We start from the raw sequence: 21,710 nt of genomic DNA, 5'->3' as shown, positions 1-21,710 counted from the left end.
CGACGGTGCAGGGGGAGGAGGCGGAGCTCGGGGAGGGGCGGAGTTCGGGGGAGGAGTGGAGTTCGGGGGAGGAGCGGACGAGCATAGCGGCGCCGGCGGCGACTCCCGCCCGGCCCCGTCGCTTTCCGGCCGCGCCCGCATCGCTGCTTTCCGGCCGTGCCCGCATCGCTCCCCGACGAGGGCGGGCGGGCATCCGACCTCTCGGGCTGCCGGACGCCCCCTCAGCCGGGCGACCGCTGATTCCGTCACGCGCTGATCCCGTCACGCACTGATGCCGTCAAGTCCTCATCCCGCCAACCGCTCAGCCCACCAGCCGCAACACCGTCTCCGCGATCCCGACGCGTACCGACCGGCCCCACGTCAGCTCCAGCGCGTCCGACTCGATCCCGTCGCCGAAGGCGACCAGCCGGTCCGACTCCACCACGAGATCCAGCGCGTCCCCCTCCGCCAGCAGACCCTCCACGCAGGCCGTTCCCGTGACCGGCGACGGCCAGGCCTCCCGTACCGTCCAGGCGAGCCGCGGGTCGGACGGCGCCGGCAGCGGCAGGGTGCTCCCGCGCTGGTGCCAGAGCGAGCGGAGCCAGCCGGTGGCTCCCGTCCCCGTGCCGACGAGCACACCGGAGGAGGCCTGCGCCTCGGGCGGCGCGGCCGGAGCCCGCAGGACGTAGCGGGCCGTCTGGTGGCCGGGCGGGCCGATGTAGATCTCGTTGAGGGCGAGCAGCCGCTGTGCGTCGTCCGTGACGGCCTCGACCATGGTGAGCTCGTCCGCCGCCGTCCGCGCGCCCGTGGCCGACGGCAGCAGGCGGCGCGCGTCACCCGGCCGGTTCCGGACGAGGACGCCCGGGTTGCGCCCGGGATCGTCGTCGATCCCGACCACCGGCTGCCCCGACAGGTACTTGGCGGCATTGGCCACCAGGCCGTCCTGCCCGACGACCACGACCACGTCCTCGGGGCCGAACAGGAAGCGGTCGAGGTCGGCGCGCTCGACCCGGGCCTGGCGCCAGCGCAGCGGCACGGCGGCGGACACCTCGGCGAGCGCCCGCCGGTTCCGCTCGTGCCGCTCGCGCACCTCCGCCATCGAGCGCCCGCGTGCGGCCAGTTGGAACGCGGCCTGGCCGTGCGTGCCGTGCCGGGCGAGCAACTCCTCGTACTCCGTGGTCCGATGGACCAGCACCGCCCGCGGGGCCAGACTCACGCGCCCGCACCTCCGCCGAGCCTCGCCAGCAGGCCGGTCACGACGTCCGGCGAGAGCGTCAGGTGCTCGATGCGTGGCAGCTGTTCGGCCGCCCGGGTCGCGGCGAGCGCGTGCAGCGTCGCGGGGGCGACCTCGGCGTGTGCCCGTAGCCACGCGCTCTGTGCCTCGGCACGCGCCGCGCCGACCTCCCGCGCGGCCTCCGCCTCGGCCTGGGCGAGCCGTACCGTACGCGTGGCCTCGGCCTCCGCCCGTACGGCGTCGGCCGCGGCGTTCTCCTCCGCCTCGCGGCGCGCGTTGATGCCGCGCTGGTCGACCAGGCGCTCCTCCTGCCGGGCCAGTTCGATCTTGCTGGCCAGCTCGTTCTCGGCGATGGCGCGCTCCCGCTCGACGGCGACGGCCCGCCGCTCGTACGTCGCCCGGTCCGCCTCCTGCTGGATCTGCTCGCGGGCGGGAGTGCGCAGCGCGCGCTCGACCTCGGGCTCCGGGCGCACGGCCACGACGCGCACCGCCACGACCTCGATACCGGTGTCGGGCAGTCGCGGTTCGGCCGCGAGCCCGGCCGCGATCCGGTCCCGTACCGTCCCCACGCCGTCGACGAGCGCCTCGGCGAGCGGGATCCGGGCGAGCACGGCGAGGGCGTGCTGCTGCGCGGTCTCGGTGAGCAGGGTGCCGATCTGCTCCAGCGGAGTCCCGCGCCAGGCGCCGGTGTCCGGATCGACGGAGAAGTCGAGCCGGGTGGCCGCGGCGGCCGGGTCGCCGATCCGGTAGGTGACGGTGGACTGGACGCTCACGTCCTGGAAGTCGGCGGTGCGGGCATGGAAGGCCATCGCCAGCTCACGGTCGTCGACCGGCACTTCGGACAGGGCGGCGGAGAGCGGGCGAAACCAGAAGCTCAGTCCCACGCCCTCGTGCGCGAGCCGCCCGCGCCGCTGGTGGCGGATGTGCGCGGTGGGCGCGGAGCGCAGGTGCCGCCAGCCTGCGCGGCGGGTGATGTCGGCCATGGGACCCTCCTTGTCGTCAGTGTGACGATAGGAGGTCGAGGGAGTTGTCGTCAAGGTGACGAGATGGAGCGTGGTTGGCGGGCGGCACCGCGACCGAGGCCGAGACGGAAGACGGAGGTCGAGACGGAGGTCGAGCGGAGGTCGAGGCCGAGACCGAGGCCGACGTCTCAGAGGGCCGGCAGCCGATCGCGCAGCAGGCAGAACTCGTTGCCTTCCGGATCGGCCAGGACGTGCCAGCTCTCGTCGCCCGTCTGGCCGACGTCGGCGGGCTTGGCGCCGAGGGCGATCAGCCGCTCCAACTCGGCTTCCTGGTCGCGGTCGGTGGCGTTGACGTCGATGTGCAGCGGCAGCTTCCCCCGCCGAGGGTCGCCGCTGGGGCTGAGGACGAGCGTGGGCTGCGGGCCGCCGAAGCCCACGCCGGGCGGCCCGATCTGGATGCTCCCGTCGGCCTCCCGGCCGAGGTCGACGTAGCCGAGGACCTCGCTCCAGAACGCGGCGAGCCGTTCGGGATCGGCGCAGTCGATGACCAGCTCACTGATGCGGCATGCCATGTCCGCAACCCTATGAACGCCGCCCGGGGAGCGACCGCCGGCGGCGTCCGGGTGGGTGACGCCTCGCACGGGCGCGGGCGGTGTGAGGGGAAGGCGGCTCGGGTATGCCCGACAGTCACACCGTCCGCAGCCGCCTGCCAGGTCACGCTAGGCCGCGTCTTTCGGATCACCGTGACACAGAACGTCGGCACGTTGTAATGGGTGGTCGATCTCCCGTAGTTCTGGTTAGCCTCCGCTGATGCTGCATGCCGAGTTCCGTGACCCCTTGCTGGTGGCTGTCTACGATGCCGAGTGTCCGTGGACACGTGAGGACGAGTTCTTTCTCGGTGTGGTTGGTGAGACCCCGAGAGGGAGGGTGCTCGATCTCGGCTGCGGGACGGGGCGGCTGGCCCTGGGCCTGGCCGCGGCCGGACACGTGGTCACCGGCGTCGACCCGGCCGGCGCCTCGCTCCAGGCGGCTCGCGCCAAACCCGGCTCCGAGCGGGTGACCTGGGTGGAGGGAACCTCGGTGGACCTGCCCGACGCGGCGTTCGACACCGCGGTCATGACGAGCCATGTCGCGCAGTTCTTCGTCACGGATGAGGAGTTCGGCCGTGTTCTCGCCGATCTGAGGCGTGCACTCGTGCCAGGCGGGCGCCTGGTCTTCGACACCCGAGACCCTGCGGCCCGGCGCTGGGAGGCGTGGAACCCGGTCGACTCCCACCGGCAGGTCGAGCTGGCAGACGGAACTGTGGTCACGGCCTGGACCGAGGTCACCGCCGTCATCGACGGCGCGGTCTCCTTCACCCACCACTACACCTTCTCCGACCACCAGCAACTGCAGAGCACTGCGACCTTGCGATTTCGGACCGAGAGGGAAGTCCGCGCGGCACTGCATACCGCGGGTTTCCAGGTCGGGCACGTCTACGGTGGCTGGAACCGGGAACCGGTCGGTGAGGGAGACGGTGAACTTCTGGTGATCGCCCACCGCTGATGTTTCGCAGGAGGAAGACCGGCCAGAGCGCTTCCGTCCGATCATCCAATCGTTGGTCCGGTGTGTCGTTGAGCGATGCCCAGTGGGCGAGAATCGAGCCATTGCTGCCGGACAGGCTGGGAGGCCGTCCGCCAGCCTTCGACCGCGAGGCGTACAAGCGGCGCAACGCGGTCGAGCGGTGCATCAACAAGCTCAAGCAGTGGCGTGGTCTGGCCACCCGATATGAGAAGACCGCCACCATCTACCTGGCCGGGCTCCACGTTGCCGCCATCTTCATCTGGTCAGCCCGACATGATCCGAAAGACACGGCCTAGCGGCCCGCCCGCTCACGTCGTCGGCAGTGGCCTGCCAGGTCACGCCGCTCGGCGGCCGCCCGCCCGCTCGCGTTGTCGGCGGTCGCCCGCCCGGTCACGTCGTCGGCGCCCGCCCGCCCTCGTTCGCGCCCCCCGGGCCGGCCTCGTGCAGGCGGGCCGAGACGTCCTCGTGGGCGAGGCGGCGGAGGGCGAGGAGGATGGGCTCGTACAGGGTCGTGTAGGCGACGGTCGCCTCGATGGCCTCCTCCAGGACCGGGTAGTCGTCGATCACCGCGAGCTCCTCCTCGGCGATCGGGCGCAGCGCCAGCGCGTACTTCCGGATGTCGTCCATCTCGCCGCGGTAACCGAGCGAGCGCACGCTGGTGATCGCGCGGACGAGCGAGGCGAGCGCGGGGGCCTCGTCGTAGACGCGCCAGTCGAGCTCCGTCAGGAGCTCGCGCACCTCGGCGGCGACCTCGTCCCACAGTTCCCGCTCGGGTGCGCCCTCTTCCGGCGGTTCGACGCGCGGGCCCAGCATGTAGGTGGCGATGCCGAGCCGTTCGTGCCGCCCGAACGCCGGGTCGTCGGCGACCGCGAGCACGTCACGGGCCTGCTGCACCGTCATGCCGCCGACCGTGAGCAGCGCCCGTACCAGGCGCAGTCGACGCAGGTGTTCCTCGCCGTAGTCGGACTGCCGGGCGGTGACGGGTGTGCCGGGCGCGAGCAGGCCCTCGCGCAGGTAGTACTTCACCGTCGCGACCGACACGCCGCTGCGGGCGCTCAGTTCGGAGAGGCGCACCTGGAATCCACCGTTCCCGTTCTCGTTCTCGTGCGTCGTTCTTGTTCGTCGTTCTCGTTTGTCGTCTCCGCCGTCTCGACACGGCTTTCGAGGAGTTCTACTCTGCGGGCCAAGGATAGTCGAGCTATCCATTGGTGCGACGGATGGGGGACGGACCATGGCACGACTCGGCCAGGGCGACGGTATGCGGCTGCTCACGGTGCCCGAGTGGTACGCCGCGAAGCCGTACGGCACGGCGGACGCCGGCGTGGAGGCCGGCGGGGCGACGGGGCAGCGGGGCGGGGACGCCGGGCACGGCGGTCGCGGCGGTCGCGCCGAGCGACGCCGGGTGCGGCGGGGCCGCTTCATGGCGGTCAACGCCGAACCCGTCACCGTGTTCCTGATCGGCGCCCGCATCAACCGCTGGCGCTCGGTGCGCGGCTGGCTGCCCGTCGTCATGGCGATGCCCGGCATGATCAAGGAGCTGAGCGATGATCCGAACAGCGGCCTCCTCGGCTACCGGATGCTCCTCGGGCCGCGCTTCGGTGAGGTGACGATCGTGCAGTACTGGCGACGTGCGGGCGACCTCCGCGCGTACGCGGGCGACACCGGACGCCGCCACCACCCGGCCCAGACCGCCTTCTGGCGCCGCTACTTCGGCAGCAACGGCGCGGTCGGCATCTGGCACGAGATCTACTCGGTGCGCCCCGGCGCGTACCAGGCCCTGTACGGGGACATGCCGCCGACGGGCGTCGGTGCGGTCCACGGCATCGAACCGGCCGTCCCGCGCGAGAAGGGCGGCTACGAGACCTCGACGGAGCCGGTCTACGCGGCCCAGCTCGGCGCCCGCGACGGCGCCACGCGCCCGCCGAAGGGCGCGTAGGGGCGGCCGGCCAAGGCGACGGCCGGAAACACGTTGGCGCACAGTCGTCGAAGTGGCATGATCCGCCTGTTCACGAACAGGAGGACGTTTGTTCGCATTCGTCTGTGCGGGGTGTGAGGCGGAGCTGACCGCCCCCCTGCGCCAGGTCGAGTTTCCCGACCACGCCCACCAGGGCTACGGCAACGGCGTGTCGATGCCGGTCCTGATGGACGAGGGCACCTTCGCCGTCGACCCCCTGCCGTCCGGTCCGCCGTGGCGCCGCTGGGAGGACCTTCCGGAAGGCGAGGCCGGGGCGCTGGGCTGGTACGCGCCGGTCTGGGGAATCCCGTACGGCCCTCCCGGGGCGGTGCTCATCGCCCCGGGCGACTCGTGGGGCACGGTGCTGGTCCCGGAGCGGCGCGGTGAAGGGTCCTGCTGTGGCATCAACGGGGCCGACGGCCCGAACCTCGCATGCCTGGAGTGCGGCGCCCTGGTCGCCACCCGCGTCGACGACTGCTCGCTCTGGCAGGCGGTGTGGCTGGATCCGCGCGCGGTACGCCAGGTCGCAGCCGGACCGCCGCCGGAGCCGCTCACGTGGGAGGCGCTGCTCGCCGAGCGCCGGATCGTCCCGCCCGTGAACCAGCTCGGGCGCTGGAGCCCGGTCTGGGAAGCGGCGGTCGGCGCGGCCCTGGCCCATGCGGTCGCGGCCTCGGAGGGCCGGCCCGTCGACGTGCCGGAGGGCCGGGTCGCGGAGGTGTTCCGGCACACGCTGGACGGTCTGCTGCCGCGGGTCCCGGGGGCACGGGCGAAACGGATGGTCCTGGCGGGACCCGGACTGTCCCCGCCGGACGAGTCCGCGGATCTCGTCCTCGTACCGCGGCACCCGGAGACGGGCGAGCCGTGGTGTCCGGCCGGGGAGTGCGACGGCCGGGGGCCGGGCGTCGTGCCGCTGGCCGCCGCCGTGTGGCTGTGCCTCGCCTTCGGCGAGCCGCCGCCGCTGCCGTTGCCGGCGAGCGGACGCCTGGCCCGGGACGTCCTGCGCGACGAGCCGCCGCCACTGCGCCCGAACGGGAGCTTCCGCCCCGACGGGGCGGTCTTCGTACGGACCCTCGCCCGGCGCCCGGAGGCCCGGGACCCCTGGCTACGCGACGTCCTCGACGGCCTCCGCGGCCGCCGGCCCCGCTATCAGGGGCTCTTCTAGGAGAGTCCGGAAACTCCCGTGGCGGCTCGCCGGGCTGACGACACGACTTTCCGGACGCCCCTAGTGGGCGGGTTCCGGCAGCGGATCGGCGGCCGGCAGGCCGTCCCGTACGGCGAGGAGCGCGGGCTCGTCGAGGGGTGTGCCGATCGGCGGGGCGAGAGGCCGGGCGGTCGGCTGGGCGGTCGGCTCGGCGGGCGGTTTCGGCGCGCGGGGTGTCGGGACCGGGCCGCGCCGCGGGGCCGGGCGCGGGGCCGGGGAAGAGGCCAGGGACGAGGGTGAGGACGGGCGGAGGGACCCGGGCGGAGGCAGCGGCGAGGCCGGCCGCGCAGACGCGGACCGAGGCGGGGGCGAGGGCAGGGGCTCGGTCGGCGACTCGGGTGCGGGCGACTGTTCGGGACCGAGGCCGGTGGTCAGCAGGACCACCCCGCGGGCCGCGACCAGCGCCGCGACAGCGGCGACCGCCCAGCCCCAGACGCCCGCGCGGAAGGTCTCGCCCAGCAGGGCCACGCCGATCACCGCGGCGGCGGCCGGGTTGGAGAGGTTGACGACGGCGAGCGGAGCGGCGAGCCCGCCGCGGTACGCCGCCTGGGAGAGGAACAGCCCGCCCACCGCGAACGCGGCGATGAGCACGGTGAGCAACGCCGTCTGCCACCAGCCCGTCAGCCCGTCCGCCGACTCGCCGGGCAGGTCCCGGGCGAGCGCGACGGTCAGCGTCTGCGTCAGCGCCGAGCCGACGGCCGAGGCCACCCCCGAAGCCGTCGCATGCCCGAGGCCGCGGCCCCGCTTCCGGTCCCCGCTCCGCTGCCGGGAGGCGAGCACGGCGATCAGCAGCAGCGTGGCCGCCGTGACGATCAGCGTCTCGCGCAGGTCGAGCACCTCGTCGGGCGCGACCGGGCCGGTCACGGCCACGAGCCCGACCAGACCCGCCAGAGTCCACAGCGCGCCCCGCCACTCGACCCGGCTGACCCGCCGGTGCGCCCCGTACGCGCCGATCGGCAGCGCCGCCACGAGCGTCAGCGCGCCGAGCGGCTGGACGAGAGTGAGCGGCCCGTAGTGCAGGGCGGCGACATGGGCGAGCGCGCCGGCGGCGTTCAGTCCCACCGCCCACCACCACTGCGGGCGGGCGAGCAGCCGGCGCAGCGCCCCGCGCCCGCCGGCGGACGCCGAGGCGAGCCGTGACTGGGCGACGGCGGCGAGCGCGTAACCGGCGGCCGACACGAGCGAGAGCAGCACCGCGACCGCGGTACCGGCGGCCCCGCCGACGGCGCTCATCGCGACGCTCCCGCGGTCGCGGCGGCCGCCGTGGGGGACGCGGCGGGGAAGGCGGGCACGGCAGGGACGGCAGGGACGGCCGGGACGGCCGAAAGGCTGGTGGTGGATGGGGCGGATGAGAAGGATGAGGTGGATGAGGTGGACGGAGCGGACGGCGCCAGTTGTCGGCGGGCGTCCTCCGGTCTCCGCCACCCGTCGTCCGGTGCCGGTACGACGAGCAGCGCGAGCGCCAGGAGAACGGCGGCCGCCAGCGCGTCGAACCAGTAGTGGTTGGCGGTGCCGACGATCACGAACAGGGTGAGCAGCGGGTGCAGGAGCCACAGCCACCGTCCGCCCGAGCGCGAGGCGGCGATCAGCCCGATCGCCACCATCAGGGCCCAGCCGAAGTGGAGCGAGGGCATCGCGGCGAACTGGTTGGCCATCGAGTCCGTCTCCGGCGTCGCGCCGTACACGGAAGGCCCGTACACCCGCGCGGTGTCGATCAGACCGCTCGCGGCCAGCATCCGGGGCGGTGCGAGCGGCAGCAGCAGGTGCAGCGCCAGCGCGGCGGCGGTGAGGAGGGCGAGCACGCGACGCGACCAGAGGTAGTGGGCCGGGCGGCGCCAGTAGAGCCAGGCGAGGAAGGCGAGGGTGGCCGGGAAGTGCACGGCCGCGTAGTAGGTGTTCGCGACCCTGACCAGACCGTCGCCGTGCAGCAGCAGCTGCTGCACCCCGCCCTCGCCCGGCAGGTGTACGGCGCGCTCGAGGTCCCACACGCGGCCGGCGTTGTGGAAGGCGCGGGTCTCGTGGCCGTTCGCGAAGAGCCGGCCGAACTTGTAGACGAGGAAGAGCGCCGTGACGAGCAGCAGCTCTCGCACCAGCGGCGGGCGTACGGGGGAGACAGGGGTGGCGGGGGTAGCCGTCGCCCCCGGTCCTGCAGGACGAGTTCTTCGTATCCCGCGTATCCCGGCAGCCATGGCGCGGCCCTCGTTTTCCGTCGAATTCTCCGCCAAAGCGGACAGCAAACGGAGGAACTCTAGATCCGAATCTATCGAGACGCAAGCGTCTCGATACGTTTGCGTCTCGATTGCGCGCCCCCTACCCTCGGATGTGCGGAAACAGATCCGCTGGGGTACGGGGTGTCCGGGAGGAAGCCGATGTCCACGCAGGCCGCGACCGCCGCCGCCCGTCGCAGCAAGCTCACCCCCGAGCGGGAGGCCGAGCTGTACGAGGCGGTCATCTGCCTGCTGCGCGAGGGCGGCTACGACTCCGTCACCATGGAGGGCGTCGCCGCCCGCACCAAGTGCGGCAAGGCCACGCTGTACCGCCAGTGGGGGACCAAACCCCGGCTCGTCACCGCGGCCCTGGACAAGCGGCGCTGCGCGGTCTTCACCGGCATCGACACCGGCTCGCTCGTCGGCGACCTGCGGGAGGCGGCCCGCCTCGCCGCCTCCCGGCGCGAGCGCGACGCCGAACTGATGGAGGCGGTCAGCCAGGCGTACATCCAGCACCCGGATCTGCGGGCGGCCCTGCGCGAGACCGTCATCGAGCCGGAGGTCGCCGCCCTCGACGCGATGCTCGGCCGGGCGGTCGAGCGCGGCGAGATCGCCGCCGACAACCCGGCGATCGCCTTCGTGGCCCCCTCCTTCCTGGGCATGCTGCGCATCGAGCGGCTCTTCGAGGAGCGGTTCGCCGACGAGGCGACCATGCGGACCTTCGTGGACGCGGTGCTGCTGCCCGCCCTCCGGGTGGAAGGGGCCGACCCCCGGATGTGAAGCCGGTGCCGGTCCGGCACTCTGAAGGCATGCCCCACACCCCACCGCCCCGGCTCCGCGTCCGCCGCGTCTACGAGCCGCCCGAGCCCGACGACGGCCTGCGGGTGCTCGTGGACCGACTCTGGCCCCGCGGCATCGCCAAGGCCGACGCGCACATCGACGACTGGCCCAAGGCCCTCACGCCCTCCAACGAACTGCGCCGCTGGTACCACGGAACCGAGGGCGAGTTCGAGGAGTTCCGCCGCCGTTACGAGCGCGAGCTCGCCGAACCGGCCGCCGCCGAGGCCCTCTCCGAGCTGCGCGCACGCGCCGCCGAAGGGCCGGTCACTCTCCTCACCGCCGCCAAGGACCCGTCGGCCAGTCACACCGCGGTCCTCACCGAGCTCCTGGAAGCACGCTAGGCCGTCTCTTCCGGATCTTGGCCGGGTCCGCGGCGGCTGGCACGGCACCTCGCCGCGTTGCCGAAACGCCCCGATAGCTCCGCTATCGCGACGCTCCGGCGCCTTGCGATGCTTCCCCTCGGCCCTGGCGGGCCTGGGGAGACCCCATGCACCAGCCGCCGCGGCCTATCCGGCCCTGATCCGAAAGAAACGGCCCAGGACGCCTCCGTGCGTCGCTTTCCCGCCACCTCCTCGCCCGGCCCTGTTCACCGGCACCCGCCCGCCGCACCATGGCCCCGACGGCCCCCCGGACTCACGGACCCACGCACCGACGGACGCCACCGAAGCAACCGATGCAACGGATGTACGGATGCAACGGACCCGCAGGACCGACCGCCCCGGCGAGGAGGCGCACATGGACCAGGCCCGACGGCCCGAGCAGACCGAGGAAACGACCGCCGCCGTCGCGACGCCGGAGGCGACGGCGGACGAGGCCGAGGCGACGACCGCGGAGACAATCGCGGAAGCCGCGGAGACGGCGCCCGCCGGCACGGCCGAGGCGGCGACCGTGGAGGCAACGGCGGACGGGACCGAGACGGTGACCGCGACCGCGGAGGCGGCCGCGAAGGTGCCCGCGGGCGCGGCAGAGAAGGTGACCGTGAAGCCGACCGCCGACGCCGCCGAGGAGGTGCGGCGGGAGCGTCACGCCCGGCTCGACCGGTTCCAGCGCGACCCCTACCCCCTCTACGACCGGGCCAGGCGCACCGCAGGACTCACCTTCGTCCCGCTGCTCAACGCCTGGCTGGTCGCCCGCGACGCCGACATCCGCGAGGTGCTGCTGCGGCCCCAGGACTTCTCCTCGGCCCAGTCCCTGCGCCCCGACGTCCGGCCCTCGCCCGCCGCCCTCGCCGTGCTCGGCGCCGGCTTCGCGCCCCGGCCCACCGTCGTCTCCACCGACGGGCCCGCCCACCGCCGCCACCGCGCCCCGCTCAACAGCGGCCTGTCCGCCGCCCGCGTCGCCGCGCTCACGGAGTACGTCACCGACCAGGCGGAGACGCTCGCCGAGGCCTTCGCGGCCGCCGTCGCCGAACAGGGCCGGGCCGACCTCATGGCGCACTACGCGCGCCGGCTGCCCGGTGCGGTCGTCGGGCGGCTGCTCGGCCTGGACCCGGCGGACGTGCCGACCGCCGTCCACTGCTCGTACAGTGCCGAACGGCTGCTGTACCGACCTCTGTCGGAGCCCGAGCAGATCGCCGCCGCCGAGGACGTCCTCGCCCTCCAGCACCTGCTCGACGGCTATGCCCGCGACCGCCGGGCCCGGCCCAGGGACGACCTGATCACCGGCATGGTCGCCGCCCTGGCACCGGACGCGGGGCTCGGGCCCGGGCCGCGGGCGCTCACCGACGACCAGCGCTGCGAACTCGTCGCCAACCTCCAGAACCTGCTCATCGCGGGCCATCTCACCACCACCGCCCTCATCGGCACGACGGTGCTCCACCTGCTGCGCCACCGCGACCAGTGGGAACGGCTGCTCGCCCGGCCCGACCTCATACCGGCGGCCGTCGAGGAGGCCGCCCGCTACGACAGCGCCGTCCAGGGCTTCCGCCGCACCACGACCCGCCCCGTGACCCTCGCCGGCACCGAACTGCCCGCCGGCGCCACCGTCTTCGTCGCGTACGGCTCCGCCAACCGCGACCCGGCCCGCCACCCGGACCCCGACGTCTTCGACATCACCAGGACCCGGCCGCACGCACGCCACCACCTGGCCTTCGGCCACGGCCCGCACGGCTGCCCCGGCTCCCAGCTGGCCCGGGTCCAACTCCGCGCGACCCTCGCGGCGTTCGCGCGGCGGCTGCCGGGGCTGCGGCTCGTCGAAGGCCGTCACGTACCGATGCGGCCCACGCTCATCCACCGCTCGCCCGAGGAACTCCTCCTCACCTGCTGAGCCCGCGCAGCCGCGGCGCCTCCGCCGCCGCGTCCACGGCACCGGCCCCGCCCGCGCCGCCTGCCGCCTCCACACGGGCGGCGAGCCCGCGCGCCCAGGCGACGACCCCGGCGACGTCGATGCCGTACGTCTCCGCCCCGCCCCGCGCGTACTCCTCGACCCGCCCGGCCCCGCGCCGCAGCAGCCGCGCCCCGCCCGCCGCGTTCCCGCGCGCCGCGTGCGTCAGCCCCACCGCCGTCTGCGCGAGGCCCTGCCACAGATCCCGCTCGCCGGCCGGCCCCGACTTCCAGGCGTCCTCGAAGACCTCGTGCGCATGGAACGGCATCCCGGCGTCCAGCAGACGCTGCGCCTCCCGCACCGTTCCGTCCGGAGAGCGCACGACCCCTTCCGGCTGCCGCGCCACGCCCTCCGCCCCGTACGTCAACGGCCGCCCGAGCCCGTCCCGGGGCCGCGCACTCCGCGCCCGCCCCTCCGCGTCCCGGTCCCGTCCCCGTCCTCGCCCCGAGTCCCTGTCCATCGCCCCATTCTCCGCCCGGACACCCGGTGACACCCCGTGTGGTGATCCACCCCGTGAAGTGAGGTAATGTTCTCTTGCACGCCGCCGCCGGGCCCGAACCGGGGGACGGACGAGCATCGGGACGTGGCGCAGCTTGGTAGCGCACTTGACTGGGGGTCAAGGGGTCGCAGGTTCAAATCCTGTCGTCCCGACTCGAAAGAGTCGCAGGTCAGGGGCCGTTTCAGAGCAATCTGAAACGGCCCCTTGATCGTTCTTGGGGACCAGTTGGGGACCGACCCGTCTTGACCGTGAGCGTGCGACCACGATCGGGCCATCCGCTGCCCTATGGAGAGGTCCTGGGATGGGGCGAGCGCTGGAGCGACGGCTGTTGTGACGTCGCGTACGGCGGCCCGGCGCCTCCGCGCACATGAGAGCGGGGCTCGGTCCGGGCATCGGGTGACCTGGGCGGTTTGCGCGGAACGCGGGTGGGCAGACGGGCCGGAGCGGAGGGTCGGTCGGCTGGACGCGCCGGCGCACCTCGTACCACCGGAGGGCATCATGCCAGGACGTGAGGAGCTTCCTTCGACACTGGAGCGTTCGCCCAAGGAGGCGCAGCGCACGTGGATCAAGGCCCATGATTCGGCTGTCGAGCAGTACGGGGAGGGCGAGCGGGCACACCGGGTCGCCTACAGCGCGCTCAAGCACAAGTACGAGAAGGTCGCGGACCACTGGGAGCGCAAGGAGCACGGCAGTAAGGGCCCGTCCGACCCCCGGGCCGCCACTTCACGGGACAAGCCCGCCCGTAGCGGCGAGGGCGTCGACGAGAACGCGACCAAGCAGCACCTCTACGAGCTGGCCCGGCGCCTGGACGTCGACGGACGATCACGGATGAGCAGGGCCGAACTGCTGGAAGCGATACGCAAGGAAAACCGCTCCAGGACACGCCAAGCCCGTTCCCGCTAGACCAGGACCCAAGCCGACGGGGCGTCCTCCACGGCTACGGACTCTCGGGTCGTCTATCGAGGCGGTTCCACGATGACGGGGCCCGCCCGCAGCCATGCGACGCGGGGCTGAAGCGCGGCCGACCGGTGCGTGCCGATGACGACGACGTACGGGCGCTCGGGCGGGCCGGGGAACGGAGAGCGCTGTCGTACGGGCACGGCAGTCGTGCGCCTCTCGTCGTGCTCCGTCCGTCGTCGGCTGTCACGCAGCGTTGCATAGGCGGCGATCACCGACTCCAGCCTTTCGGTGTTCACCGGCCGGCCCGGGTGGGCGTCCGGATGCAGGGCGCGGAGCAAGGCCCGGTAGGCGCTGGTGATCTCCTCGAGCGAGGCCGTCGGCTCGACACCGAGCACCGCGTAGTGGTCCGGCTGTCGGGGCGCCTTCACGACTTCCACCTCCCGCGGCGACATCCGCGTGCCATAACACCTTCATAGGACCCCATGGGTGCGCATTTCAAGGGGGTTCCCGAAGGCCGAAGGTATCCGTGCAGCAGTCATTGGTGTGAAGGGATATTCCTTAATATCGTGAGCTTTGGAAAGCACCTGGTCGGGTGCTCGCCGACCGTGTAGGTGCGTATGAGTCTCCGGTCTTTTGGAAGGAGGTTGACGGTCGTGGCGCGCCTGCTGGTTCAGAACGATGACGTGGTCGTACGGCTGCCATGGCGTGAGGCGCTTCTGGCGCGTCGAAAAGGGGTCCGAGTTCCCCTGGCGGATGTGCAGGCGGCGTGGGTCGAGCCGGATGGGTGGCGCGCCATGCGGGTGACCACCGAGCGAGGCGATGGGCGGCCGGAACGATTCTGCATGGGTACACGGCGTCATGCTGACGGCGTCGACTTCGTTGCCGTTCGCGCTCCCGGGCCGGTGGCTGTCGTGGATCTCTTTCCGGGTCGCCGATTCGCCCGGCTTTCGGTTTCCACCGTCGATCCGGAGGGTGCCGTGCAAGCTGTGCAGGTCGCCGTCCAGCGGGCCCGGGAGGATCGCCGCCCGGAGGCGGGAGGAGTGAGGGGGCCCTCGCGGACGCCTCTCAGCCGGCGGCGCAGGCAGCTGGAGGGAACGGGCGTTACGGACGATGCGGAGGAGTGATCCACCAGAGGCGTGTGAAGGAGGATCGAGACCATGGCCGAGACTCGCGTACTCGATCGCGACCGCTGGACGACCGCGCTCGATGAGCTCACCGAGGCGCACCGCGGGGAACTGGTCAGCATCGAAGTGCTGGACCCTGCCATCGGGCACCAGTACGAAGCCGAGCGGCTGCCCTTCTCGTACCTCGCGTACGACCCGAAGGACGACGTGGTGATCGTCGCCGTCGGCGGCCGCAGTGCGCGCTATCCCGTCGTACTGCGACACATGGTGGAGCACCCGAAGGAGATCGACGTCTCCACGGTGGGCGTGCCTGAGCCGGCCGTGCGAGTCCTGGACCGGGATGATGCCGCCACCTTGATCACCTTCTTCGCGGTCGGGCCCGGTACGGAGTCCTGAGACCGACCGCTTTCCCGGCCGGCCCCGCATGGGGGCCGTGCCGGAGGGCGCAGGCAGGCCCCACGGCGTCCTGCCGCCGTGGGGACGGTGCAGGAGCACAGGCGGACCGGGAGCAGGCGCTCAAGACCGTCGAGCCATGGAGCATCGATCCCACTGTGTTTAGCTCGCCTACCAAGTCGGTTGCGCATGAGGTTCATTCCCGTGAATTTCGGTGAGGACCCATCACTCCGTTCGGGTGTCACGGGTGCACCGTCGGAAGCCTCCGCACTCGGGCTGCCAGGCCGTTTCCCTGGACTCCAGGATCCGACCGGATCGTGGTTGCTGACGGTCGCGACACTGCTGAGAGGTCGTGACGAGGACGGCCGACACCCGCGGCACAGGAATGCGGCCCAGCCGACCAGGCTCGAACAGGGTGCGAAAAGACGTGGCTGATGTGCTGGGTTGCCCACTCACGTCAAGGCCCCGGACTCTCGGCTCAGTTCCAGGTGCTCCCGGTCAGGGACTGACGACTATTCGCCAGGGTTCGCCGGTATGCGCTCGCTGGCGTGCCGTCAATGCGCGGGTGTCCAGTAGGCGCGTGGCTTTCCGGCATCAGGCTGGGCAAGCCCGTCTGTATGGAAGGTGGTGCACATGGGGAAGCGGGCCAAGGGGCCCGGTCGGCGAAAGAAGCTCGACCCGGCTAGCCGAGCACAGGTAATCGTTGCAGTGCTTGGCGCGGTCACCGCGGTGGCAGGGTGCGTGGCGCAGTTGGCGCGATAGCAGCGTGGTCGGGGCGGAGTATCGGACGGCAGGGTCGCGGCCTGCGTGAAGCGGGCCCGGGGCTGGCAGACGATCGGCTGGCCTCACCCCCACGCCCCCACACCAGGCCGGGGTTCTGGTGGCACCTGGAGCCCCGGCCTCACTCACGTGCGGTGAACGACCTCGCGACGACGACCGCGACATCGGATGGGACGCGGACGACGAGGCACGACTGAGCCCCTGGGGCGGGACGTCCGGGCCGGCGCCATCCTGATCCCGGTGTCTTGGCCGGCCATGGGGTGCAGACCCGGCCGTGGGCGATGGGACGGTCAGGGCGGGGTCGCTGCCGCACCGACGCGGCAGGGGCCCCCGGCGCCCCGCGCCCGGGGCGAAGGGGCAGGGGTGGTCTTTCCCGCTCGTGGCATGTGGAGTCGGTCCTGGACCTGATCCACGAGGCCGAGGGGCGCGACGCCCTCGACGACGCAGTGTCCGGTGTCGACGAAGACGTGGCCCGCTGGACGCACACCGTTGCAGGCAGTGCCGATACGGCACCCAATTTTCGGCCTTGCGCTCGTCACGCTGGTGGAGCCGTCGGCAACGGCCAGCCAGGACACGGTCCTCTCGACCACCCACCGGTGACGGCCGAGCCGCTGTGAGGACTCGGCGCCTTTGCGAGCGATGCGGTGGCGGATACCACGGCTGCGGAGCCACTGATACGTACCTGCCCCTGTTGCCCCTGCGCGGGGTTCATGGGCCTGGAGGACGGTCGCGGGCGCCCGGAATGAGGAGGAGCCTGCGCAGGGTGGCGTTGTCATCGGGCTCTTGTGCTCGCGCAGACAGGACCGCTCGGATTCGCTCCCTGGAGCCGACGTAACCCCTGGCACGCCCGGTACGCCGCGGCCACGGCACGTGGGTCGCGACTCCCACCCCTGCCGCTTCTTCGGCTGCGGTGCGGTGCGTTTCGACTCCTTGACCTCCCGTTGGCGCTCCACGATGCTTTGTTGCGGCACGTGAGATGCGTGTCGTAATGAGCAACTTCTGCTCAGGTCTCGTACCAGCCGAGGAGTGGTCATGACGCACCAGGTCCGTGCTGTTGTCGCGCGGGGCAAGGGCGCCCCCGTCAGCCTCGAGACGATCATCGTGCCGCATCCCGGCCCGGGCGAGGCGCTGGTGAAGATCGAAGCCTGCGGGGTCTGCCACACCGACCTGCACTATCGCGAGGGCGGCATCAACGACGACTTCCCCTTCCTGCTGGGTCACGAGGCCGCGGGCGTCGTGGAGTCGGTGGGGGAGGGCGTCGCCGATGTGGCGCCCGGTGACTTCGTCATCCTCAACTGGCGGGCGGTGTGCGGTCAGTGCCGCGCCTGTCTCCGCGGACGGCCCTGGTACTGCTTCAACACCCACAACGCCAAGCAGAAGATGACCCTCGCCTCGACCGGGCAGGAGCTGTCCCCGGCGCTGGGTATCGGCGCGTTCGCGGAGAAGACGCTGGTGGCGGCCGGGCAGTGCACGAAGGTCGACCGGGCCGCGTCGGCCGCCGCCGTGGGCCTGCTCGGGTGCGGGGTGATGGCCGGCATCGGCGCCGCGATCAACACCGGGAACGTCGGCCGCGGCGACTCGGTCGCCGTCATCGGCTGCGGTGGTGTCGGTGCCGCGGCGGTCGCCGGGGCGAAGCTGGCGGGCGCCGCGAAGGTCATCGCGGTCGACATCGACGACCGCAAGCTGGCGACCGCCGGCCGGCTGGGCGCCACCCACACCGTCAACTCCCGTACCGCCGACGCGGTCGAGGCGATCCGCGAGCTGACCGGCGGCTTCGGCGCCGACGTCGTCATCGAAGCCGTGGGCCGCCCGGAGACGTACCAGCAGGCGTTCTACGCCCGCGACCTCGCCGGCACGGTCGTCCTGGTCGGCGTGCCCACACCGGAGATGAAGCTGGAGCTGCCGCTGATCGACGTCTTCGGCCGTGGCGGCGCGCTGAAGTCCTCCTGGTACGGCGACTGTCTGCCGTCCCGTGACTTCCCGATGCTCGTCGACCTCCATCTCCAGGGCCGCCTCGACCTGGACGCCTTCGTCACGGAGACCATCGCGCTGGACGAGGTCGAGAAGGCCTTCGAGCGGATGCACCACGGCGACGTGCTGCGCTCGGTGGTGGTCCTCTGATGGCGGCCCGTGCCGAACGCCTCGTCACCTCGGGGACGTTCGCCCTGGACGGCGGCACCTGGGACGTCGACAACAACGTGTGGATCGTGGGCGACGAGACCGAGGCGATCGTCATCGACGCGGCGCACGACGCCGAGGCGATCGTCCGGGCCCTCGGTGGACGCGCCCTGCGTGCGATCGTGTGCACCCACGCGCACAACGACCACATCGACGCCGCCCCCGAACTCGCCGACCGGACCGGCGCGCCGATCCTGCTCCATCCGGACGATCTGCCGCTGTGGAAGCAGACCCACCCCGAGCGGTCGCCGGACGGCGAACTGGCCGACGGCCAGGTGCTGTCGGTAGCGGGCACCGAGCTCGCCGTGCTGCACACACCGGGACACGCACCGGGAGCGGTCTGCCTGTACGCGCCGGGGCTGGACACGGTCTTCTCCGGGGACACGCTGTTCGCCGGGGGACCCGGCGCGACCGGCCGGTCGTTCTCCCACTTCCCGACGATCATCGACTCCATCCGGGACCGTCTGCTGAGCCTGCCGGCGGCGACGGTGGTGCGTACGGGGCACGGCGACCCGACGACGATCGGCGCCGAGGCACCCCACCTGGACGAGTGGATCGCGCGCGGCCACTAGGGCCTGTCCGGCGGATCAGGGCCGGACAGGCCCTAGGGACCCCCGGGCGGAGGGGGTGGAGAGCCGCGGCTCCCCACCCCCTCCGTCTGCCTCGCCCGTCAGCCGCCGATCTCCGCCGGCTTGACCGTCACCCACTTCCGGCCCGCGTCGACGGTCTCGCCCGCCGCCTTCTGCTCGGCGGACCGTTTCTCCTTCTCCGCCTCCAGTCGGTCGGTGTACGCCTGCTTGCGGTTGACCCACACGCGGGCGCCGCCCGCCCTGACGTCGGAGTAGAAGAGCATCCACCAGTCGCTGGGGGCGTCGCCGGCGACGAGGACCGGCCGTTCGTACTCCGCGATGTAGTCCTGGATGCCGGCGAGCTTTCCGACGTACCAGGTTCCGGGGGTCCACAGATAGGACGTGACGACCTGCCGCTGGTAGCGCTCGGTGCCGTACTCCGCGCCGAACGCGCCCTGCTCGATCTGCTTGCGCGCGGTGGTGAGGCGGCCGGTCTCAGGGTCCTTGAGCAGCGTCGTGACGCCGATGACGTTTTCCGGCGGGACGCCGAGGCCGTACCTGGGGTCCGACACGACCATGCGCACGAGTTCCTCGTGGGCGGCGGTCATCACGTAGACGTGGATGCCGTGTTCCTGAAGGCTGCGGATCAGCTCGCGCTGTCCCGGGTAGATGTGCGGCGGGTTCACGGTGCTGTGCACCGTCTTGCCGGCGTCGTCGTAGCTGACCGGGATCGGCTTGCCGTAGGCGTACAGCTCGTCGACGTACCGCTTCAGCTCGCCGAGCGTCAGGCCCGAGAACACCTGGGCGATCCACGGGTAGCAGACCTTGTCGTCGATCTCGCAGAGCCGGTTGTAGTAGCCGTAGAGGCTCTCGCCCGCCCGGAAGGATACGAGGCGCAGTGAGGGGTCGATGGTGTCCGGGGTGAGCACGCCCTTCATTTCGAGGAAGGGCAGCAGCGACTCCTCGAGGTCGTACCGCCAGATGGTGTTGTCGGCGTCGAAGACGGCGTAGCGGCCCTGGCCTTCGAACCTGCCTATGAGCTTTTCGAGCTGGTCGCCCTGGGCCTGGGGCCAGTTGGCCAGCTCGACGGTGGGCCGGCCGGAGCTGGCGGCCGCGGCCGTGCCGGGTGGGACCGCGGTGGTGCGGGCGGCGGTGGCCGTGGCGCCGGTGAGGACCAGCGACAGGACGGCCGCGGTCACGGCGAGAAGGGGACGAGCGGGTACGCGCATGCGGCATCGGCTCCGGGAGTCGGGAGGAGGTGAGTTGTGCGATACGCAACGCAGTGCACTCTTTGGTCCCCAGAGTGAAGTGGTGGCGGGCTTGTCGCGTCAAGGCTCGCGACCGCCTTCTTCGCCTGCCCCGCTGCCGCGGCCGACTCCTTGACAAGGTATGGGGCCACCTCCAGACTGAGTTGCGTAAAACGCAATCAGTTTCGCTATATGCTACGCACGCGACCGAGGTGTCATGATGATTCCCGTGTGCCGACTCGCGGATCTGCCGCGCGGCGAGGCTTATCGGCTCGACATCGAGCCGCCTGTCGCGGTGTTCCACACCGAGGATGGCGAGATCCTCGCCATCGACGACACTTGCACCCACCAGGACGCCTCGCTCGCGGACGGCTGGCTGGAAGGGTGCGAGGTCGAATGTCCGCTGCACGCCTCCACGTTCGACCTGCGGACCGGGGCGGTCGACGCTCCGCCGGCCAAACTGCCCGTCCGGACCCATCAGGTGGTCGTCGACGACGGCATGATCTATGTGCGGCCCTCCGAGGCCGCGCCCAATCTGCCCCCCTGTGTCGCGGCCCGGCTCGGCGCCGGAGGCCCGGCGTGAGGACCGTGGCCGTCGTGGGCGCCTCCCTGGCCGGGCTGTCGGCCGCGCGAGCGCTGCGGAAGCAGGGCTACGACGGGCGGCTGGTCCTCGTCGGGGACGAACCGCACCGCCCGTACGACCGGCCGCCGCTGTCGAAGGAGTTCCTCGCCGGCCGCATCGGCGAGGCCGACCTCGCCCTTGAGGCGGACGGAGAGGATCTCGGAGCCGAATGGCTGCTGGGCGTCCGGGCCACCGGGCTCGACCGCGCCGACCGGTCGGTGCGACTCACGGACGGCCGTACCATCCGGGCCGACGGCATCGTCATCGCCACCGGAGCGGCGGCGCGCATGCTCCCCGGGACCGCGGGCCTCACCGGGGTCCACACGCTGCGCACCCTGGACGACGCCCGCGCCCTGCGGGACGAACTGGCCTGCGGCGGACGGCTGGTGGTGATCGGCGGCGGCTTCATCGGCGCCGAGGTCGCCTCCACCGCGTACGCCCTCGGCCTCGACGTCACCGTGATCGAGGCGGCCCCCACCCCGCTGGCCGGTCCGCTCGGCGAGACCATGGGTGGCGTCGTCTCCGCGCTGCACGCCGACCACGGCGTACGGTTGCTGTGCGGCGTGGGCGTCAAGGGGCTGAGCGGGGAGCGCCGGGTGGACGCCGTCCTGCTGGAGGACGGCCGCAGCGTGCCCGCGGACACCGTCGTCGTCGGCGTGGGCGCCCGCCCGTGCGTCGAGTGGCTGGAAGGTTCCGGCGTCGCGCTCGACGACGGCGTGACGTGCGGCGCCGACGGCCGCACCAGCCTGGCCGGGGTGGTCGCCGTCGGCGACTGCGCCAACTGGTACGACCCGTACACCGGAAGCCACCGCAGGGTCGAGCACTGGACCGGCGCGCTGGAACGGCCCGCCGCCGCCGTGGCCACGCTGCTCGCGCACGGTGCGGCGGAACCGGGCGTGCCCCGGCCACCGTACTTCTGGTCCGACCAGTACGGCGTGAAGATCCAGTTCGTCGGCCACGCCGCCGGAGCCGACAGCGTCACGGTCGAGGAAGGCGCCACCGACGAGCGCAGCTTCCTCGCCGTCTACCGGCGGGCCGGCACGCCAGTCGCCGTGCTCGGGATGAACCAGCCGCGGCTTTTCACCCGCTGGCGCAAGCAGTTCACCGCGTGAACGACCCCTCTACGACGTTTCCCG

The 21,710-nt window shown here is 72.4% G+C and carries 21 protein-coding genes, 1 tRNA gene and 2 pseudogenes; 14 read left to right on the top strand and 10 right to left on the bottom strand.

Translation table 11 applies throughout. The annotated features are described in order from the left end of the window. Window positions 1-301: 301 nt before the first annotated feature. The 3 genes from ACFVGS_RS19105 to ACFVGS_RS19095 all read right to left on the bottom strand — a co-directional run bounded on the left by ACFVGS_RS19105 (window position 302) and on the right by ACFVGS_RS19095 (window position 2,747). Window positions 302-1,195, bottom strand: coding sequence for a hypothetical protein (locus ACFVGS_RS19105; RefSeq protein ID WP_385693104.1), 894 nt, complete (start codon window positions 1,193-1,195; stop codon window positions 302-304). Then, window positions 1,192-2,196: an SPFH domain-containing protein gene (locus ACFVGS_RS19100; protein WP_384411069.1), complete on the bottom strand. Its 1,005-nt coding sequence runs from the start codon at window positions 2,194-2,196 to the stop codon at window positions 1,192-1,194. Before ACFVGS_RS19100 ends, ACFVGS_RS19105 begins: the two co-directional genes overlap by 4 nt. Window positions 2,197-2,363: 167 nt before the next feature. Further along, window positions 2,364-2,747: a VOC family protein gene (locus tag ACFVGS_RS19095; RefSeq protein WP_384411072.1), complete on the bottom strand. Its 384-nt coding sequence runs from the start codon at window positions 2,745-2,747 to the stop codon at window positions 2,364-2,366. A gap of 238 nt (window positions 2,748-2,985) precedes the next feature. On the opposite strand from ACFVGS_RS19095, the gene ACFVGS_RS19090 reads away from it, so the two are divergent. Together ACFVGS_RS19090 and ACFVGS_RS19085 are read left to right on the top strand one after the other, a co-directional pair. Next, on the top strand, window positions 2,986-3,720 hold the full coding sequence (locus ACFVGS_RS19090; RefSeq protein ID WP_385693103.1) for a class I SAM-dependent methyltransferase: 735 nt from the start codon (window positions 2,986-2,988) through the stop codon (window positions 3,718-3,720). 113 nt (window positions 3,721-3,833) lie between these two features. After that, a pseudogene (locus ACFVGS_RS19085) lies at window positions 3,834-4,034 on the top strand (IS5/IS1182 family transposase); the annotation flags it as partial. Window positions 4,035-4,128: 94 nt separating this feature from the next. Here ACFVGS_RS19085 and ACFVGS_RS19080 read toward each other — a convergent pair. After that, on the bottom strand, window positions 4,129-4,812 hold the full coding sequence (locus tag ACFVGS_RS19080; protein WP_384411076.1) for a MerR family transcriptional regulator: 684 nt from the start codon (window positions 4,810-4,812) through the stop codon (window positions 4,129-4,131). A gap of 157 nt (window positions 4,813-4,969) precedes the next feature. Here ACFVGS_RS19080 and ACFVGS_RS19075 point away from each other — a divergent pair, with 157 nt between their 5' ends. After that, window positions 4,970-5,674: a DUF4188 domain-containing protein gene (locus ACFVGS_RS19075; protein ID WP_385693102.1), complete on the top strand. Its 705-nt coding sequence runs from the start codon at window positions 4,970-4,972 to the stop codon at window positions 5,672-5,674. Window positions 5,675-5,762: 88 nt separating this feature from the next. Next, window positions 5,763-6,854: a hypothetical protein gene (locus ACFVGS_RS19070; protein ID WP_384411082.1), complete on the top strand. Its 1,092-nt coding sequence runs from the start codon at window positions 5,763-5,765 to the stop codon at window positions 6,852-6,854. Between the two features lie 60 nt (window positions 6,855-6,914). Here ACFVGS_RS19070 and ACFVGS_RS19065 read toward each other — a convergent pair whose 3' ends face one another. Both ACFVGS_RS19065 and ACFVGS_RS19060 read right to left on the bottom strand, forming a co-directional pair. Next, entirely contained in the window at window positions 6,915-8,126 is a 1,212-nt protein-coding gene (locus ACFVGS_RS19065; RefSeq protein ID WP_385693101.1) for a DMT family transporter, read from the bottom strand. Continuing rightward, entirely contained in the window at window positions 8,123-9,082 is a 960-nt protein-coding gene (locus ACFVGS_RS19060) for a phosphatase PAP2 family protein (RefSeq protein ID WP_385693100.1), read from the bottom strand. The genes ACFVGS_RS19065 and ACFVGS_RS19060 overlap by 4 nt, the downstream gene beginning before the upstream one ends. Window positions 9,083-9,262: 180 nt before the next feature. On the opposite strand from ACFVGS_RS19060, the gene ACFVGS_RS19055 reads away from it, so the two are divergent. The 3 genes from ACFVGS_RS19055 (at window position 9,263) to ACFVGS_RS19045 (ending at window position 12,205) form a co-directional block, all read left to right on the top strand. Next, on the top strand, window positions 9,263-9,880 hold the full coding sequence (locus ACFVGS_RS19055; protein ID WP_385693099.1) for a TetR/AcrR family transcriptional regulator C-terminal ligand-binding domain-containing protein: 618 nt from the start codon (window positions 9,263-9,265) through the stop codon (window positions 9,878-9,880). 29 nt (window positions 9,881-9,909) lie between these two features. Beyond that, a complete protein-coding gene (locus ACFVGS_RS19050; protein WP_385693098.1) occupies window positions 9,910-10,281 on the top strand; it encodes a DUF488 domain-containing protein in 372 nt (123 codons plus the stop codon). Window positions 10,282-10,675: 394 nt separating this feature from the next. Then, window positions 10,676-12,205, top strand: a complete 1,530-nt coding sequence (locus tag ACFVGS_RS19045) for a cytochrome P450 (protein ID WP_384411097.1) — start codon at window positions 10,676-10,678, stop codon at window positions 12,203-12,205. Here the strand turns inward: ACFVGS_RS19045 and ACFVGS_RS19040 are convergent. Continuing rightward, a complete protein-coding gene (locus tag ACFVGS_RS19040) occupies window positions 12,195-12,722 on the bottom strand; it encodes a DUF309 domain-containing protein (protein WP_385693097.1) in 528 nt (175 codons plus the stop codon). The two genes, ACFVGS_RS19045 and ACFVGS_RS19040, sit on opposite strands and share 11 nt — an antisense overlap. A gap of 117 nt (window positions 12,723-12,839) precedes the next feature. Here ACFVGS_RS19040 and ACFVGS_RS19035 point away from each other — a divergent pair. Beyond that, window positions 12,840-12,913: transfer RNA gene (locus ACFVGS_RS19035), tRNA-Pro, on the top strand. 346 nt (window positions 12,914-13,259) lie between these two features. Continuing rightward, the gene (locus ACFVGS_RS19030; protein WP_385693096.1) at window positions 13,260-13,664 is read left to right on the top strand and encodes a ChaB family protein; all 405 of its coding nucleotides are present in this window, start codon (window positions 13,260-13,262) and stop codon (window positions 13,662-13,664) included. Window positions 13,665-13,717: 53 nt separating this feature from the next. On the opposite strand, the gene ACFVGS_RS19025 is transcribed toward ACFVGS_RS19030, so the two are convergent. Further along, window positions 13,718-14,089 (bottom strand): J domain-containing protein, encoded by a 372-nt coding sequence (locus ACFVGS_RS19025; protein ID WP_385693095.1) that lies wholly within the window; start codon window positions 14,087-14,089, stop codon window positions 13,718-13,720. A 729-nt stretch (window positions 14,090-14,818) separates the two neighbouring features. Between ACFVGS_RS19025 and ACFVGS_RS19020 the strand changes: the two genes are divergently transcribed. Then, window positions 14,819-15,181, top strand: a complete 363-nt coding sequence (locus tag ACFVGS_RS19020) for a DUF5335 family protein (RefSeq protein ID WP_385693094.1) — start codon at window positions 14,819-14,821, stop codon at window positions 15,179-15,181. Between the two features lie 1,340 nt (window positions 15,182-16,521). Here ACFVGS_RS19020 and ACFVGS_RS19015 read toward each other — a convergent pair. Further along, a pseudogene (locus ACFVGS_RS19015) lies at window positions 16,522-16,629 on the bottom strand (IS5/IS1182 family transposase); the annotation flags it as partial. Window positions 16,630-16,990: 361 nt separating this feature from the next. Here ACFVGS_RS19015 and ACFVGS_RS19010 point away from each other — a divergent pair. Together ACFVGS_RS19010 and ACFVGS_RS19005 are read left to right on the top strand one after the other, a co-directional pair. Continuing rightward, entirely contained in the window at window positions 16,991-18,079 is a 1,089-nt protein-coding gene (locus ACFVGS_RS19010) for an S-(hydroxymethyl)mycothiol dehydrogenase (RefSeq protein ID WP_385693093.1), read from the top strand. Then, a complete protein-coding gene (locus tag ACFVGS_RS19005; protein ID WP_385693092.1) occupies window positions 18,079-18,708 on the top strand; it encodes an MBL fold metallo-hydrolase in 630 nt (209 codons plus the stop codon). The genes ACFVGS_RS19010 and ACFVGS_RS19005 overlap by 1 nt, the downstream gene beginning before the upstream one ends. Before the next feature lie 98 nt (window positions 18,709-18,806). Here the strand turns inward: ACFVGS_RS19005 and ACFVGS_RS19000 are convergent, their stop codons facing one another. Then, complete coding sequence (locus ACFVGS_RS19000) at window positions 18,807-19,904, bottom strand: haloacid dehalogenase-like hydrolase (RefSeq protein WP_384411119.1); 1,098 nt, start codon at window positions 19,902-19,904, stop codon at window positions 18,807-18,809. 265 nt (window positions 19,905-20,169) lie between these two features. On the opposite strand from ACFVGS_RS19000, the gene ACFVGS_RS18995 reads away from it, so the two are divergent. Then, window positions 20,170-20,535 carry a bifunctional 3-phenylpropionate/cinnamic acid dioxygenase ferredoxin subunit gene (locus ACFVGS_RS18995; protein ID WP_384411122.1) on the top strand — a complete coding sequence of 122 codons (366 nt, stop codon included), beginning with the start codon at window positions 20,170-20,172 and terminating at the stop codon, window positions 20,533-20,535. After that, complete coding sequence (locus tag ACFVGS_RS18990) at window positions 20,532-21,686, top strand: NAD(P)/FAD-dependent oxidoreductase (RefSeq protein ID WP_384411125.1); 1,155 nt, start codon at window positions 20,532-20,534, stop codon at window positions 21,684-21,686. Before ACFVGS_RS18995 ends, ACFVGS_RS18990 begins: the two co-directional genes overlap by 4 nt. Window positions 21,687-21,710 lie beyond the last annotated feature (24 nt).

The sequence above is a fragment of the Streptomyces sp. NPDC127114 genome (assembly GCF_042677525.1).
Lineage (GTDB): Bacteria > Actinomycetota > Actinomycetes > Streptomycetales > Streptomycetaceae > Streptomyces.
Note: the sequence above shows the minus strand (reverse complement) of the source record. Positions and strands in the feature narration are given on the sequence as shown.